This window comes from Nostoc sp. (assembly GCF_036917675.1).
Classification (GTDB): domain Bacteria; phylum Cyanobacteriota; class Cyanobacteriia; order Cyanobacteriales; family Nostocaceae; genus Nostoc.
Genome location: NZ_JBALCT010000014.1, coordinates 194,479 through 208,457 on the forward strand (window position 1 = coordinate 194,479; position 13,979 = coordinate 208,457).

Consider the following 13,979-nt stretch of genomic DNA (forward strand, 5'->3'; position numbering starts at 1 on the left):
ATACGGTTCAGTTAAGCATTTCTTCCTTCTGTTCCTTTGCGTCCTTTACGTTTCCTTAAAAAAGTTTGCTTTGGCAATAGAGTTTTAGCCTTAACTAAATCGTATTGAGATATAGTCCAATCTTCTAAACGCAAATTAGGCACTTTCTCAAAATCATTGCGGTTGCGAGTAACCAAAATCCCATTCACTGACAGTGTAATTGCCGCAATGCGTAAATCTTGTGTGCCAACGCGGATTTTTTGCTTAACTAACTCAGCGTAAACTTTGCCAGCATCGTCACTAAATGCCAGCACATTGAGATTATTTAAGTCTTCTAATGTATCTTTTAATCTGGCATAAGCAAAGACTAAATCATTTGATGAAGTAGCCCTGTTAATAACATTGAGTCGTCCCACCAGTTGTTCTGTTGCTGTAATAATAGTGATACCAATATTTTGAGGATTAAATTTATTTAATCGCTGGATGATAAATGGATTACCTCTTTGCATCAATGATAGGTGATCCGTGTCTAGAATCCTTAAATCATTCAACTCTGAATTTACCTCGCTTCATTGTCTGCATCCAATTCACGTCGATATTCTTCTATATATTCCAGCATCTCATCAAATTGCGGATCATCTTTATATTTACCAGCTATTTTCATCCAAGGGTTTTCTACTTTGGGTGCTTCAATTTCTAAAGTCACAATCTTGGCTGTTTCTAACCGAGTTTGCAAACTTTGACTGAGTTGTTCTATTGCTTCAGTTTCCGTATTTCCTAAGCCTTGACAGTCTGGTAAACCTAACAATATTGCTTTGACTGTACCATCTTGTTGATTTTCAATCAGCACATCATAAGTTAACTTAGGTACAGTTGTTGGAGAAGTAGTTTTTACAGCTAAATTCATAATATTTTTATCTTTCAAGTTTTATATTGATTATAACATTACCGTTTTTATCGATGGTTTTGGCGATTTTCATAGCTAAAAAGTTCTGATTTTAATTGGAGTCGGAACTTTCATAGCGATTTGTATGTGCTTCTCAAACCTTTTTACCAACCCAACATAGCGTTGATTTTTTCGTGCGCCTAAAAATCTATTTTGAAAATTAGTGCGGGGTAAACTGCAATGCCTCATAAATAGCTTGAGGATTGACAGCAATAACCTTGAGGTAAGCCTGTGCGGTTTGGTCGGGTTCAGTGCGTCCCTGCTCCCAATCACGCAAAGTGCCAAGCGGAATATGATAACGCGCCGAAAATTCCTCCTGCGTCAATTTCAAGGCGCGCCGCATGGTTTTAACACGGGGAACACGTCTGGCGTTGCGTAATTCAGCTTCTGTCATAGGGCGGGCATCAGGGTCGCTAATAGCCGCAGCGTGAATTTCTTCTTCTGTCATGGGACGCATGGGCTGCTCTGGAAAGGGCCTTTCACTACCGTCAGGCAACACTTCAACCGCCGTTCCATCCTTGTGCATTCTCGCGGTAATAATCGTTTCTTTCATGCTTTTCTGCTTTTCTGGCTGATATTAAACGGATACGCTCTCCCCGTTCGGTATAGGTTACATGAAGTAGTACCCCGTCACACATACCCATCAGGTTGATGCGCTCTTCCCCATAATTTTCACGATCATCAAAACGTTCTACCGCAAAAGGGTCGTCAAACGCTTTGATTGCCTGATGGAAGCTGACACCATGCTTTTGAGAGTTAGCAATTGCCTTGTCATTATCCCATTCAAAATTATCCCCATCCTTCATAAGGTACGGAATACCAGTAGTTTTGTCAACTCTTTACTGTAAATCAAAGCATGGCACAACGGATTATTTCTGAATGAGAAACACGGGGGGCTGGCTGGTAATAGTCATAAGGTTTAATTAACCTGAATAGACTAACTTGGCAAGGTATTTTTGATAAATTAGGTTGAAACCCATGAATCAAAACAATCTATTGGCAATTTTAAGAGAAAATCGCTTGATGCAAACTCAACAGCAAGTTACCAACTTTGAAAATGCTTTAGCTGAAATAGCTGATAATCCTGATGAGCGAAATTTATCTGCATATCATCTTGTTTTAGATGATCAATGTCAACAGCCAGAAGTGATGTTCAGCTTAATTAATTTTCTCGAATCTTTTGATATAGAAGAACAAATTGCGGCTTTTATTAAAGTTGTACCCCAATTAATGATCAATGCACCTGAATGGACAAGAATCATTCATGACAGGATTTTAAATGATGATTCAGCTTGCCAAGTTTATCAAAAACTTTTACACTCAGCTAATTTGAACACACCTCGTTTTCTCTATCATCTCTTGGAAGAAAATATTGTAAATAAACTAAAAATTCAAGCAAGTCTGTCCAGTATAATATCATGTCCACCAAATTACCCATAATAAAAGAACCCCACCCCCAATCCCTCCCCGCAGGCGGGGAGGGGAGACAAGGCGTAGCTTTGGCGGGGTGGGGTTCTTCAGGTTTAATGAGTAATCAAGCGGACATGATATAACTCAATAAATATTAAACTACTTTGGCGATCAAACTCAGATGAAATTCTGAGGAGTACTAGATGACGCAGTTTTTTAGTTTATAAATTTTAAGATATAGTCCAATCTTCTAAACGCCAATTAGGCAGTTTTTCAAAATCTTTGCGGTTGCGAGTAACCAAAATCCCATTCATTGACAGCGTAATTGAGGCAATGCGTAAATCTTGTGTGCCAATGCGGATTCTTTGACGAATCAAGTCTTCGTAATAATTAATAGCATACTGGTCAAATCCTAGCGATACCTACGGTGGGCTTTGCCAACGCACATTTTTGAAAAACTCTAAAGTAGCTTGTCATCAAGTTGCTGATAGGGATATAAAATTTTTTATACCGACAACAAGACTTTTCAAACATCCTCTCAAAGCTGAGGAATTCTCACAATCAATATATGCAAGCTATATGCTCAAGCCGGAGTATTCTCCAGTGCAGAAAACTGAGCTATTTAGCCTGCTTTAGTAAAATTTTATATAAGGATATCTAAGTTTTCCCAGCTTAGATATCCAATAGCAACATAACCTATTATTAAATAGACTATTAACGATGCTCTAATTATAATTCTAACTTTTGTTTTTAAACTACCTTCTTTGGGTAGTTTATCAATTCATCCTTAAGTAGGATGAAAAAGTATACATATATAAGAATTTAACTTGAATTTTGAAAGCATAGGTGTAAATCACAGATAATTTGTAGTGGCGCATATATGTGCGCTTGCACTTTATTCAGCAGGTGCGTTACACAGCATTAACGCACCCTAGTTACTTGTTTCTAGGAGAAGTTAGCAACGCTGGACTTTTCTAAAGTCGCTACTAATTTCACTCCAAATTCTTCCTCAAATACTCCTTTTTTATAATCTAAACTCCAGAGTTCTAAAGCACAATCATCATCAGATTCAGATGCAAAAATTAGCAAGTTTACCTGCTGAAATTGTGGATAATATTCACATTGCACTTGAGCGATCGCACCAATTTGTCGTCTATCTAATGCCACTGCTAATCTTAAAATTGCACTCAATTGACTGACCATTTGACGCTGGTGTTTAGTCAGCAAACTCTGGTAAATTTCATGTTTTTTCTTGGGCGGCGATTTGCGATGATAACGCGCTAAATTGGCAATGATTTCAATCTCGGTTTCTGTATAACCGAGTAATTCACCATTGCGAATTAGATAGTAAGAGTGCTTGTGGTGAGACGAATGACTGACATAATGACCGCAATTATGTAATATTGCAGCTACCCACAGCAGTTGTCGCTCGTCAGATCCCCAGTGGTGTAGGGTACCTTGAGTTTGATCAAATAAACTCTCGGCAAATTTTGCGACGCGATCGCTATATTCTAAATTAACGTGGTACTTATTAGCGAGTTTTAGAACATTCCTTTCCCGAACTGAACTTTGGTAGCGTAGCTTATCTTCAATTAAACCGTGGGTTAGCATCCAGTCTACGATTACGCCTTCCCTCAAAGAACGCTCACAAACCGTTACCGATTCACTACCCAAAAGGGTCATTACTTCCTCTAATATTACTGCGCCAGCCAGTATAACTTCCGCCCGCTTATCTGGCATCCCAGGTATGGCAGCCGTTTCGGAGTTACTCAGTTTCCGCAAGCGATTTACCAACTCTTGCAAGTCTTTAAGACTGAACTGGTAGCCATTGAGAGTGGAAGGAATAACACCCGACTTTTCCCGTGCATGAATCATCGCCAGGGTTTCAATTGTGCCAGATGTACCCACCAAACGGGGAGATTCCCCAGCTTGGAGGTTTGCTAGCACCTCATCCACGGAACGTTCTAACATCCCGCGTGCATAGGCTTGCAGCTGCTGAAACTCAGTGTTGCTAATGGGGTCAGTGGTGATTAACTCGCTAGTGAGTCGCACTGCGCCGACTTTGGTACTAGTGAGAGTACGCGGTTCGTTACTATCACCCAAAATTACCTCTGTGGAACCACCGCCAATATCAACAATCATATGGGGCTGGTTGTTAAATTCCATCCCCGACAGCACACCAAGATAGATTCGTCGCGCTTCTTCTTGACCAGAAATCAAGTCAACACTTAAACCCAACTCTGTTTCTATTCTGTGCAAAAAATCTTTACCATTGGGGGCTTCCCGCACGGCACTAGTTGCCACAGCTATGATTGTTTCAGCGTTGATCGTTTTGGCAACTTCTTGGAAGCGTCCTAAAGCAGCGATCGCCTTTTGAATTATCTCCGGTTTGAGTTCCCCTGTAGTAAGATTGCGATCGCCAAGTCTTACGGTTTCTTTTTCTCTAGCGATAATGCTAAAAGCTGGTAGTGTGGGGTCAATTTTGACTACTACCATGTGTAGAGAATTTGTTCCCAGATCAATGGCAGCAATAATCCGATGTTGCTTAAGTGGTTGAGTTGGAACACTCTCCCAGCTAGCCGAAGCTACTAAATTCAGCATCTAGTTTTCTCTCTTTATAAGAAATGATGGCAAACGGTGGTATGTCGGGGTAGCTGGCACTGATATTTGTTGCAACATACTTGCTCAGATTAAGTGGTGAGTAAATTAAAAAATACTCAGCACTCTTCATCTTTGGTCAAGGGAAACTGAGCTAAGTATATTCACCCTGCTGTTTCTAACCTAGTGACTATTTAAAGGTATTTAAAGTTGCCACTTGAGGTTATGTTTTTACAAATAACAAATAACGTTATTCTATAGATGTAAAGATGTGTGAATTAAAGAATAGGGCATAGGGCATGGGGCATAAGAGGAAAGAAGCAAGGGGAGAAATAACTAATTCCCAATGCCCAATTCCCAATTCCCAATCCCAATGCCCAATGCCCAATTCCCAATTCCCAATTCCCAATTCCCAATCCTATGTTAACAACGCCAGAACGCCCCCAGTTACCAATTTGGCTTGTAATTATCCGCCTTTTGCGCTGGCATAAACCAGAAGGGCGGTTAATTTTAATGATTCCTGCCCTTTGGGCTGTGTTTTTGGCAGCTTCTGGGAAACCGCCTTTAGCTCTGGTTGGTGTGATTATATTGGGTACTCTGGCCACGAGCGCGGCTGGGTGTGTTGTCAATGATTTGTGGGATCGGGATATTGATCCAAAAGTGGAGAGAACACGCGATCGCCCTCTCGCTTCTCGCGCCCTGTCTGTGAAAGTTGGGATTGTAGTTGCGATCGTATCGCTAGCATGTGCAGCAGTCCTGGCCTTTTATCTTAATCCCCTGAGTTTTTGGTTATGTGTGGCAGCAGTACCTGTAATTCTGCTTTATCCAGGCGCAAAGCGGGTGTTTCCCGTACCGCAACTGGTGCTTTCCATCGCTTGGGGGTTTGGCGTATTAATTAGCTGGAGTGCAGTCACACAAACTATCTCCCAACCAACTTGGTTACTTTGGGGCGCGACTGTATTGTGGACATTGGGATTTGATACAGTTTATGCTATGAGCGATCGTGAAGACGATCGCCGCATTGGTGTTAATTCTAGCGCCTTATTCTTTGGTGATTATGCCCCTGTAGCTATTGGAATTTTTTTTGCTGGCACAATCTTGTTATTGGCTTGGTTAGGTATACTCATATATCTGCACTTAGCCTTCTGGATTAGCCTTGCAGTTGCTACTATTGGATGGGTTTGGCAGTCTCTGCGATTAAGAAAGCAAGACTTACCTAATCCTGTTTATGGTGAGATGTTCCGGCAAAACGTGTGGATTGGTTTTATTTTACTTGCTGGGATGATTCTTGGATCTTTTTAACAAGTAAAAAGTAATGTATAGAATCCCCTTGAAGAAGTATTTAATAATTTTTGTATGGGTACATTCTTTGATTGTTTCAGTCCCTTATTTCAATATCTGCGTACTTGGACAGCAATAGGTTTGCTATGTTTGGTTGTCACCTGGTCATTTCCTGCACAAGCTGCCAGCAAGATTGATCCGCAGTTGGAACAGCAAGTATTACAAATTCTCCGAGAACACCCAGAAGTAATTATTGAGTCTGTTCAAGCCTATCAGCAGCAACAACAACAGAAGGTAAACCAAGTTTGGGAAGGATTTTTACAGAATTTAAAGACCAATCCTCAAATAGTGATTAGTGATTCTCCCACCATAGGTTCAACTCAATCAAAAACTTTGCTAATAGAATTTTCAGATTTTCAATGTCCCTATTGTGCTGAGGCGCATAAAACCTTGAAACAATTGTTAGCAAACTATCCAGATAAACTAAGATTAGTTTACAAGAATTTCCCCCTGAGTTCAATTCATGCTGAAGCATTACCAGCTGCAACAGCAGCTTGGGCAGCATATCAGCAGGGCAAATTTTGGGAATACCATGATGCGCTATTTACTAATCAAAAGCAACTGGGTCAGGCGTTATATTTAGATATTGCTAAAAAACTGAATCTGGACTTGGGTAAATTTAAACGCGACCTGACTCTTGCAAGTTCCGCAATTAAGAAAGATATCCAGCTAGCTGAAAAATTGGCTGTTTCTGGTACACCTTTCTTTGTAATTAATAGTCCAACTTTTTCAGGAGTGGTGCAGCTAGCAGATATCGAAAGTATATTGACTGGTGCTAAGTAAATTGGTGTATTTGAAAATAGCCTCTCACTGTTTAACTAGTTAGGCATAAATAAATTCAAGTTTGTAGTAAGGACTTTAGTCCTGATAAACCTTTCTATGAGTTTTAAAAGCCCTGGCGACTAGAAGTCGCACGCCAGTTGCTCATGGGGGAAACCCCCAAGATCGCACTGGCTTGGCTACACAGGCAAAACCCACCGACCTGGGTTAAAAACCTTGATTTTTTCTTATTAATCCACGGAGGAAGATGAAAGTCTGTGTAGTGGCGTTCGCGTTAGCGTGCCAGAGGCTCTATTCTATTCGCCCAATACTTTTTGACCCTCGAAATATTTCTTTTGTAATTCCTCTGGAATAGGAATAGGACGACTATTTTGTAAACTGACAAAAGCACCCTTTTGGCTAGCTACTGCTGCTAACTCATTGTTAGATAAAATTTCAGCTTGCACAGTCCACTTCAACCTTCCTAAATTACTCAGCCATAAACGTCCAATTACTTGATCAATAATTTTTATCGGACGTTTATATTCAATTTCAGTTCCAGCTATAACAGGTGCATATCCTTGCTCAATTTGTTGATTGAGTTGCCAATGTTCATCTAAAAACTTTAAACGTAAATCCTCTAGCCATCTGATATACACAATATTGCTCACGATTCCCATAAAGTCAATATCGTATGTTCTTACAGGAATTTCTAATACTACTTCTAATGGTCTGTGCAAATTGTTATTTACTAGCATTATTTCTCTATATCTTGATTTGTGCCATACATTCTAAGGTGAGTCTCTAAATATTGATTCAGGTGCTTAATTACCCTGTGCATATGGATTGAATCTCCATAAAGCTTGCTCATCATTATCGCTCCTTCCAACGTTGCAATTATGATGGTAGCGATTTCATCAGCACTCACTTCCGGGCGAATTTCACCCTTTTCAATTCCCGTTTCAATAATTCGACGAATCAGATGCAGCCAAGAGTTCATCGCCTGTTGAGTACGTTCTCGCAACGCCGGATGAGCATCATCGCTCTCCACAGCAGTATTCAGCAGTGGACACCCTCCCTTGATAGGTGGATTTTCTGCGAAGCTACTAAATACGCCAATGATTGCTTGCAGGCGTTCTACTGCGTGGCGTTTGCTTCGTAATGCAAATCTAGTATGCTGTTTGATGCGAGCGATCGCAAAGTCAAAAGCCTGTAGCGCCAGATCATCTTTGCTTTGGAAATGATTATAAATTCCTCCTTTCTGCAATCCAGTTACACGCATGATGTCTGACATCGATGAGCCTGCATACCCCTGTTGGTTAAATAGTTCGGCTGCTTGGTGGAGAATTCTGTTTTTTGTTTCTTCGCCTTTGGACATTACAGCGATTTATTTGAGTAGGGAGAGACGCGATTAATCGCGTCTGTACAGGAGAGACGCGATTAATCGCGTCTGTACAGGAGTAGGGAGTGGTGTAGTTTATTGAATTGAAAATTGCTATAAATTAAATATTACCGACCGAACGGTTTGATTATTTTTAGCATGATAGATGCTTGCGAGTCAAGCATTTTTCAGCGCCGAGTTCTGAAGTAAGCATTGGTAAAACTTTTCCCACTTCTCACAGGAATGGTATTTAGTCCAACACCGTAGTCAGACAAGCGAGTGCATACACATACTATAAGAGTTTTTGCCATTTGCGATCGCGTTTAATTGTCAGGGTGTTAGGTATAGGACTCATATTTGATTGCGTGAAAAAACTCAGTACAACTCAAAGAGGCTTCTTCCCTACTCCCCACTCCCAGCCTATGCAAATAATTTCAGAAATCAAATCGGATTGCTATAGCACATTCAATTATCCCTATGGTTATTAGCTTGTAGGTAATTTTTTTAGCAAGCAGTCCTCAGAAGTTTAACCGGCTGCGGTGTATTATCCAGATAATTTAGCGATATACAACACGAATACGCTGGACGTTTGATCGTGCTTACAAGTAAAATACGGTAAGTGCATCGCCTTACGTGCTTTTATATGTAAAACCGCAGAAAAACCAGTTATAAGTTCAGTTTAGCAGAGCAACTGACTCATAAGGAGTTATCAAAGTCTGTTTCAGCTAAATGCCAGTTGTCATGCTTTCAAAAACTTCCAGACAGGTTTATAAGTTGTCCAGGAATCCTCTGCCCTAACCTTTAGCTGGATAACCTTTGTGTCACTCATCCCTTGAGAAACACAATAACTTGCCATTATTAGCTCCGTCTACCACTGGGCTATAGTTTGGCTGCTGCTCGAGAGCAGTGAAGCTTTAGCTAACTTTCGGTTCTAACTGCTCGTAGTTAAGTCAGTGAACAGTTATCAAGGCTTCGTTTGGCGATTTAAACCCTAACCGACGCTGCTCACTTATAGAAATGGGAGACTCAACAGGACTCTGATAACTGATACCTGATAACTCATTGTTCAAACACCCGAAGAGTATGCACTATTTATTACTACCGCTCTTAAGCTTTTTTGTTGGCATCATCGTTGGTTTGACAGGAATTGGCGGGGCTTCTCTCATCACCCCAATGTTGATTTTTGTTTTTCAGGTTCCGCCTTCCATCGCTGTGAGTTCTGATGTTGTGGCTGCCACATTGATGAAGATTGTTGGTAGCGTCAAACATTGGGAACAGAAAACTCTTGACACAGAAGTTGTCAAATGGCTGGCATTCGGGAGTGTTCCAGGCTCACTGTTTGGGGTGGGGATTTTGCACTTCCTTAAACGTACAGGTGAGTATAATCTGGATAACATCTTGCTCCGTTTGCTTGGCGGGATGATTTTGCTAGTCACAGTGTTAGCACTAGTGCAATTGTTGTTATTAACTTTTTTCCCAAAATTTAATTTACCCGAACTGCCAAAGTTAGATTTAGAAACTAATTTTGGCCGCTTCCTAACAATCACTTTGGGAGCAATTTTAGGTTGTTTCGTTGGTCTAACAAGCGTCTCTTCAGGTTCAATGTTTGCCCTAGTGCTGATTGGGTTTTTCCGCCTTGATGCACGGAAGTTAGTGGGTACAGATATTTCACACGCAGCAATTTTACTGCTGTTTACAGCCCTTGGTCATCTCAGCCTGGGAACAGTTGATTGGAGTCTGGTACTGCCTATATGGCTAGGCTCTGTGCCAGGGGTGTTACTAGGCGCTAAAGTCTGCCAGGTAGCTCCACAACGCCCACTACGGTTTATCATTTACGCCATCTTGATGATGGTAAGTTGGAAATTAGTTCATCAGGTGTGACACCAAATCTTACTTTGTAGTAGAAGCTTTTTGACAGTTTTCTAATTGGTGAAAAACCTTTAACTGCCAACGAAAAGCAACCAAGAGAGTATCGAGCGTTATCCAAAATAGTATGGACACAAGCAGCTTCAATATATAGACGACCTAATTTGCTTGGTCAAAATAGAACAAAATCAAATAATTGATGCGCCATTTCTAATTTAGAACAAGGTGCGATCGCTAGCTGATTTCCTTGACTATCTAAAAATATCCCTTGATTATTGTCACTCCCAAAACCACTATTAGGTTGATCGATGGGATTAGCAACAATAGCATCTAGTTTTTTATTCTGTAATTTTTCTAATGCAGGATTGACAATATCCCCAGTTTGTGCAGCAAAGCCAATTAAAAGCTGATGGGGCTGTTTATGTTGTGCTAATTGGGCGACGATATCTGGTATTGGTTCTAGGGGTAAAGCTTGGGGAAGCGATCGCTTGGGCAATTTCTCTGTACTATAATCTCTTGGTTTGACATCTGCTACGGCTGCTGACATGACAATTAGATCAGCGTTGGGTAAACATTCCAGCATGACGTGCTGCATTTGTTCGGCACTAACAACAGGAATTGCTTGCACTCCCAATGGTACGTTCCAATTCGCTGTCCCATGTACCAGGGTGACACTTGCGCCTCGGTGAAGTGCAGCTTGTGCTAAAGCCAATCCCATTTTACCTGTTGAAGGATTACCAATAAACCTCACTGGGTCAAGATACTCTCGCGTTCCCCCAGCACTAATTAACACTCGTTTACCTAGTAAATCTCGTTTGCCTTGAGTGTGTAACAACGATTGGATGTAAGCCAAAATTTCTGGCGGTTCTGCTAATCTACCAGCACCGATGCGATCGCACGCTAATAAACCTGATGCTGTACTCATTCCATGATATCGGCTATCTGTCAATAGCTGTTGCCAATTTCGCTGCACTGATAACTGTTCCCACATATCTGTATTCATTGCGGGTGCTAACAGCACAGGACAAGTAGAAGCCAGCAGGGTATTTGTCAGCAAATTATCAGCCATCCCATAGGCTAACTTTGCTAATGTATTAGCTGTCAAGGGGGCAATTACCATGACATTTGCCCATTCACCCAATTCAATATGCAACGGACGAGAGTGAGTTGGTTGCCAAAAATCATCATCTGTGTAGGCGGGATGACGAGATAGGGTGGCTATTGTTAGAGGCGTGATAAATTGTTGCGCCGAACGGGTGAGGATGACTCGGACTTCCACCCCAGTTTTAAACAGCGTCGAAACCAATTCACAGATTTTGTAGGCGGCGATACCGCCACCTACACCTATTAAAACCCTGTTCAATTTTGGATTAGTCATGGTAAAAAGTTAGGAGTAAGTAGTTACGAATCTTAATTTCCAACTCCTGTACAGACGCGATGTTCCTCGCGTCTCTCCTAACTCCTGTACAGACGCGAGGAACATCGCGTCTCTCAACTACGCTTCATCGTAGGGTTCCAAGTCTAAGAGGTAGATATAGGGTTCAACTAACTCTGGACGCTGAAATGCGATCGCTCGCAATAGATGCCAATCATTTAAACCCTCAAAAGCATTGCTATAATTATCCAGTTCCAGACGTGTAGCCAGTTCTTCTACTTCTGCCGCAGTCATGGCAGCAATTTCTTTTTGGGAAATGCTTAGAGTTGTCATAATGCTTGCCCCTCCCTTATGCAGCACTTGCCTTCAGCATGGGTTAAGTTGCGCCAAACGCAGCCACCCAATATATATTACTCATTAGAGGCCATTAATTTCGTAAAAATTGTCAGAATTTGTACCAGAATTTATAAAAAATTCGTAATGCTGACTAGCCAATTGTATTTACAACAAAATTCCGTAGCACCTCTAACGTTTGTGGATTTATTTCATGCCCCATGTCAAATTCGTGGTATTCTAGCGCCACTCCTAGAGACTTGAGAGTTTCTCGTGCCTTCAAAGCGGCTTGCAGGGGCACAACTTCATCATATCTACCGTGGGTGATTAAAGTCGGCGGAATCCCGCTTTTACCTGCTGTTATTGCGTCTGGATGTAAATACCCGCTCATCACAACTAAACCTGCTAGGGGCAATTTTGAGCCGACATCTAAAGTCATTGCTCCGCCTTGAGAAAATCCACTTAAAATGGTGCGTGACAAAGGTACGCCAGTGCTACTTTCTAAAGATTCCAAAAAATCTATTAGTAGTTGCCGACTTTCTGGCAACCCTTGATACATATTCTCCACCCGCAGGTCATACCATGCCCTCCCCACAGGGGAATAGGGATAAGGAAAAGGTGCATTAGGCAATATAAACTCGTAATCGGGTAAGTTGATCAAGGGTAACAAAGATGCTACATCCTCAGCATTAGCACCCCAACCATGCAAAGTAACAATTAAGCCTGCGGGGGGTTGAGAAGTTGCTCTCTTAACGGTGATAGCTTGTAAAGACAGAGGTTTACTCCTAAAATTATACTCTTCTAGTAGATCCTATCTCTTCAAGCAGACTTAGTATTTAGCAGCATTTGCTGCTTGCCCAAAGAATGGCTATATCATCACCAAACCGCCAGAAAAATCATAGCGATCGCAAACAATCACCCACCGAGAATTTTGAGAACGTTTAAACCAAGCAGTGAGAAGATCAATAATTCCGTGGATAATCCGAAATGCTCGGTCTGCTGGGTAGTTGCGGATTTGCTCTTTTTGAGCAGCTATGTCTGTTAAGCTGGGATATCGCACAGATATAGTTCGCCGCAAGGCTGGTAAAACTCTGGTTAACTCATAATTGTGTTTGATAATCAAATCCGCTGCTTGCGCCTGAACTTGGGGAAGTATAGCGGTTAATAAATCCTTCAACCCAGCATGCTTTTGAGCTAAAAATACCAGGATGAGGATAGCAGCAGATACCATGTCTAGCAACGTTCCGGCTAAGAATGGCAGATAGCGTTGGTTGCGAGGGACACCCCAAATACCAGTCATATCGGTTTCCGCCACCAACATCCACATACGATTGCTGATACCCATGCGGCAGGAAACACCAAGGGCGCGAGCCGCTACTAAGTGAGCCATTTCATGTAAAAAAAGTATTACGCAATCGAGGACAGTCAGTACCAAAATCATCAACGTGGTATTTTCTGGGAAAAAGTAAGCTTCCCAACTAGGAATAAGTGCAGGGTCGAAAGCGATCGCCAAGAGGGCTAAACTAATTAAAACGGCACAGCCAAGCAAAACAGGGCGACTAAATAATTTTTGGGCAAGCGATTGCGGGAAGTTTGCAAAGTTATACCGTACCTTTGCAACTTTGGTAGTCGGGGGTGCAAAGGTAGCCTGAATGACAGCATAGGAGCGATTTGCTTGGTTTGGGAGCAGAGGTTTAACAAATCCCTTACCCTCAAGAATGTCGAGCAAATCCTCAATATCAGGAAGTTCACCATACTTTTCCTGATAGATTAACTGAGTCTCGCCTATCCTCTTTCCTAAGGCCAGGTAATCTAGTATTTCTACGGCATCAGATGGTAACACTAAGAACAAATCTGTTTCAGGGTGTCCAATGACAACTTCCTCACCCTCTCAAAAATCTAACTGTTCAGGGGAGCCAGCGCGGTCTTGGGGTCTCCCCAAGTAGAGCGACTGGCGTGGGTTAGGGGGGATCAAAGTGCCTAAAATCACA

The 13,979-nt window shown here is 41.7% G+C and carries 17 protein-coding genes; 5 read left to right on the plus strand and 12 right to left on the minus strand.

The window, feature by feature from the left end:
• Positions 1–11: 11 nt before the first annotated feature.
• The 4 genes from V7K31_RS04725 to V7K31_RS04740 form a co-directional block, all read right to left on the minus strand.
• A complete protein-coding gene (locus tag V7K31_RS04725; protein WP_335092876.1) occupies positions 12–488 on the minus strand; it encodes a type II toxin-antitoxin system VapC family toxin in 477 nt (158 codons plus the stop codon).
• Positions 489–538: 50 nt separating this feature from the next.
• Complete coding sequence (locus V7K31_RS04730; RefSeq protein WP_335092878.1) at positions 539–886, minus strand: hypothetical protein; 348 nt, start codon at positions 884–886, stop codon at positions 539–541.
• A 199-nt stretch (positions 887–1,085) separates the two neighbouring features.
• Complete coding sequence (locus tag V7K31_RS04735) at positions 1,086–1,382, minus strand: helix-turn-helix domain-containing protein (RefSeq protein WP_335092879.1); 297 nt, start codon at positions 1,380–1,382, stop codon at positions 1,086–1,088.
• Positions 1,383–1,425: 43 nt separating this feature from the next.
• Positions 1,426–1,731: a BrnT family toxin gene (locus V7K31_RS04740; RefSeq protein WP_334996154.1), complete on the minus strand. Its 306-nt coding sequence runs from the start codon at positions 1,729–1,731 to the stop codon at positions 1,426–1,428.
• 172 nt (positions 1,732–1,903) lie between these two features.
• On the opposite strand from V7K31_RS04740, the gene V7K31_RS04745 reads away from it, so the two are divergent.
• Positions 1,904–2,365: an Imm30 family immunity protein gene (locus V7K31_RS04745; RefSeq protein ID WP_335092880.1), complete on the plus strand. Its 462-nt coding sequence runs from the start codon at positions 1,904–1,906 to the stop codon at positions 2,363–2,365.
• A 200-nt stretch (positions 2,366–2,565) separates the two neighbouring features.
• On the opposite strand, the gene V7K31_RS04750 is transcribed toward V7K31_RS04745, so the two are convergent.
• Both V7K31_RS04750 and V7K31_RS04755 read right to left on the minus strand, forming a co-directional pair.
• On the minus strand, positions 2,566–2,712 hold the full coding sequence (locus V7K31_RS04750) for a type II toxin-antitoxin system VapC family toxin (RefSeq protein ID WP_335092881.1): 147 nt from the start codon (positions 2,710–2,712) through the stop codon (positions 2,566–2,568).
• Positions 2,713–3,280: 568 nt separating this feature from the next.
• Positions 3,281–4,936: a Ppx/GppA phosphatase family protein gene (locus V7K31_RS04755; protein WP_335092882.1), complete on the minus strand. Its 1,656-nt coding sequence runs from the start codon at positions 4,934–4,936 to the stop codon at positions 3,281–3,283.
• Between the two features lie 296 nt (positions 4,937–5,232).
• Between V7K31_RS04755 and V7K31_RS04760 the strand changes: the two genes are divergently transcribed.
• Genes V7K31_RS04760 through V7K31_RS04770 form a run of 3 tightly spaced genes read left to right on the plus strand, consistent with a single transcriptional unit; the run spans position 5,233 to position 7,057 of the window.
• Positions 5,233–5,424, plus strand: a complete 192-nt coding sequence (locus tag V7K31_RS04760) for a hypothetical protein (RefSeq protein ID WP_335092884.1) — start codon at positions 5,233–5,235, stop codon at positions 5,422–5,424.
• Entirely contained in the window at positions 5,354–6,235 is an 882-nt protein-coding gene (locus tag V7K31_RS04765) for a 4-hydroxybenzoate solanesyltransferase (protein WP_335092885.1), read from the plus strand. The genes V7K31_RS04760 and V7K31_RS04765 overlap by 71 nt, the downstream gene beginning before the upstream one ends.
• 54 nt (positions 6,236–6,289) lie before the next feature.
• Positions 6,290–7,057: a DsbA family protein gene (locus V7K31_RS04770; RefSeq protein ID WP_335092886.1), complete on the plus strand. Its 768-nt coding sequence runs from the start codon at positions 6,290–6,292 to the stop codon at positions 7,055–7,057.
• Positions 7,058–7,350: 293 nt separating this feature from the next.
• Here V7K31_RS04770 and V7K31_RS04775 read toward each other — a convergent pair whose 3' ends face one another.
• Both V7K31_RS04775 and V7K31_RS04780 read right to left on the minus strand, forming a co-directional pair.
• Positions 7,351–7,791, minus strand: coding sequence for an acyl-CoA thioesterase (locus V7K31_RS04775; RefSeq protein ID WP_335092888.1), 441 nt, complete (start codon positions 7,789–7,791; stop codon positions 7,351–7,353).
• Entirely contained in the window at positions 7,791–8,411 is a 621-nt protein-coding gene (locus V7K31_RS04780; RefSeq protein ID WP_335092889.1) for a TetR/AcrR family transcriptional regulator, read from the minus strand. Before V7K31_RS04780 ends, V7K31_RS04775 begins: the two co-directional genes overlap by 1 nt.
• A gap of 1,086 nt (positions 8,412–9,497) precedes the next feature.
• Between V7K31_RS04780 and V7K31_RS04785 the strand changes: the two genes are divergently transcribed.
• Positions 9,498–10,295, plus strand: a complete 798-nt coding sequence (locus tag V7K31_RS04785; RefSeq protein ID WP_334940586.1) for a sulfite exporter TauE/SafE family protein — start codon at positions 9,498–9,500, stop codon at positions 10,293–10,295.
• Positions 10,296–10,452: 157 nt separating this feature from the next.
• Here V7K31_RS04785 and coaBC read toward each other — a convergent pair whose 3' ends face one another.
• The 4 genes from coaBC to V7K31_RS04805 all read right to left on the minus strand — a co-directional run bounded on the left by coaBC (position 10,453) and on the right by V7K31_RS04805 (position 13,840).
• On the minus strand, positions 10,453–11,658 hold the full coding sequence (coaBC, locus tag V7K31_RS04790) for a bifunctional phosphopantothenoylcysteine decarboxylase/phosphopantothenate--cysteine ligase CoaBC (protein ID WP_335092890.1): 1,206 nt from the start codon (positions 11,656–11,658) through the stop codon (positions 10,453–10,455).
• Between the two features lie 117 nt (positions 11,659–11,775).
• Positions 11,776–11,988 (minus strand): protein IsiD, encoded by a 213-nt coding sequence (gene isiD, locus V7K31_RS04795; protein ID WP_292761436.1) that lies wholly within the window; start codon positions 11,986–11,988, stop codon positions 11,776–11,778.
• Between the two features lie 154 nt (positions 11,989–12,142).
• Positions 12,143–12,748 (minus strand): alpha/beta hydrolase, encoded by a 606-nt coding sequence (locus tag V7K31_RS04800; RefSeq protein ID WP_442941212.1) that lies wholly within the window; start codon positions 12,746–12,748, stop codon positions 12,143–12,145.
• 108 nt (positions 12,749–12,856) lie between these two features.
• Positions 12,857–13,840 carry a hypothetical protein gene (locus V7K31_RS04805; protein WP_335092891.1) on the minus strand — a complete coding sequence of 328 codons (984 nt, stop codon included), beginning with the start codon at positions 13,838–13,840 and terminating at the stop codon, positions 12,857–12,859.
• Between the last annotated feature and the right edge of the window lie 139 nt (positions 13,841–13,979).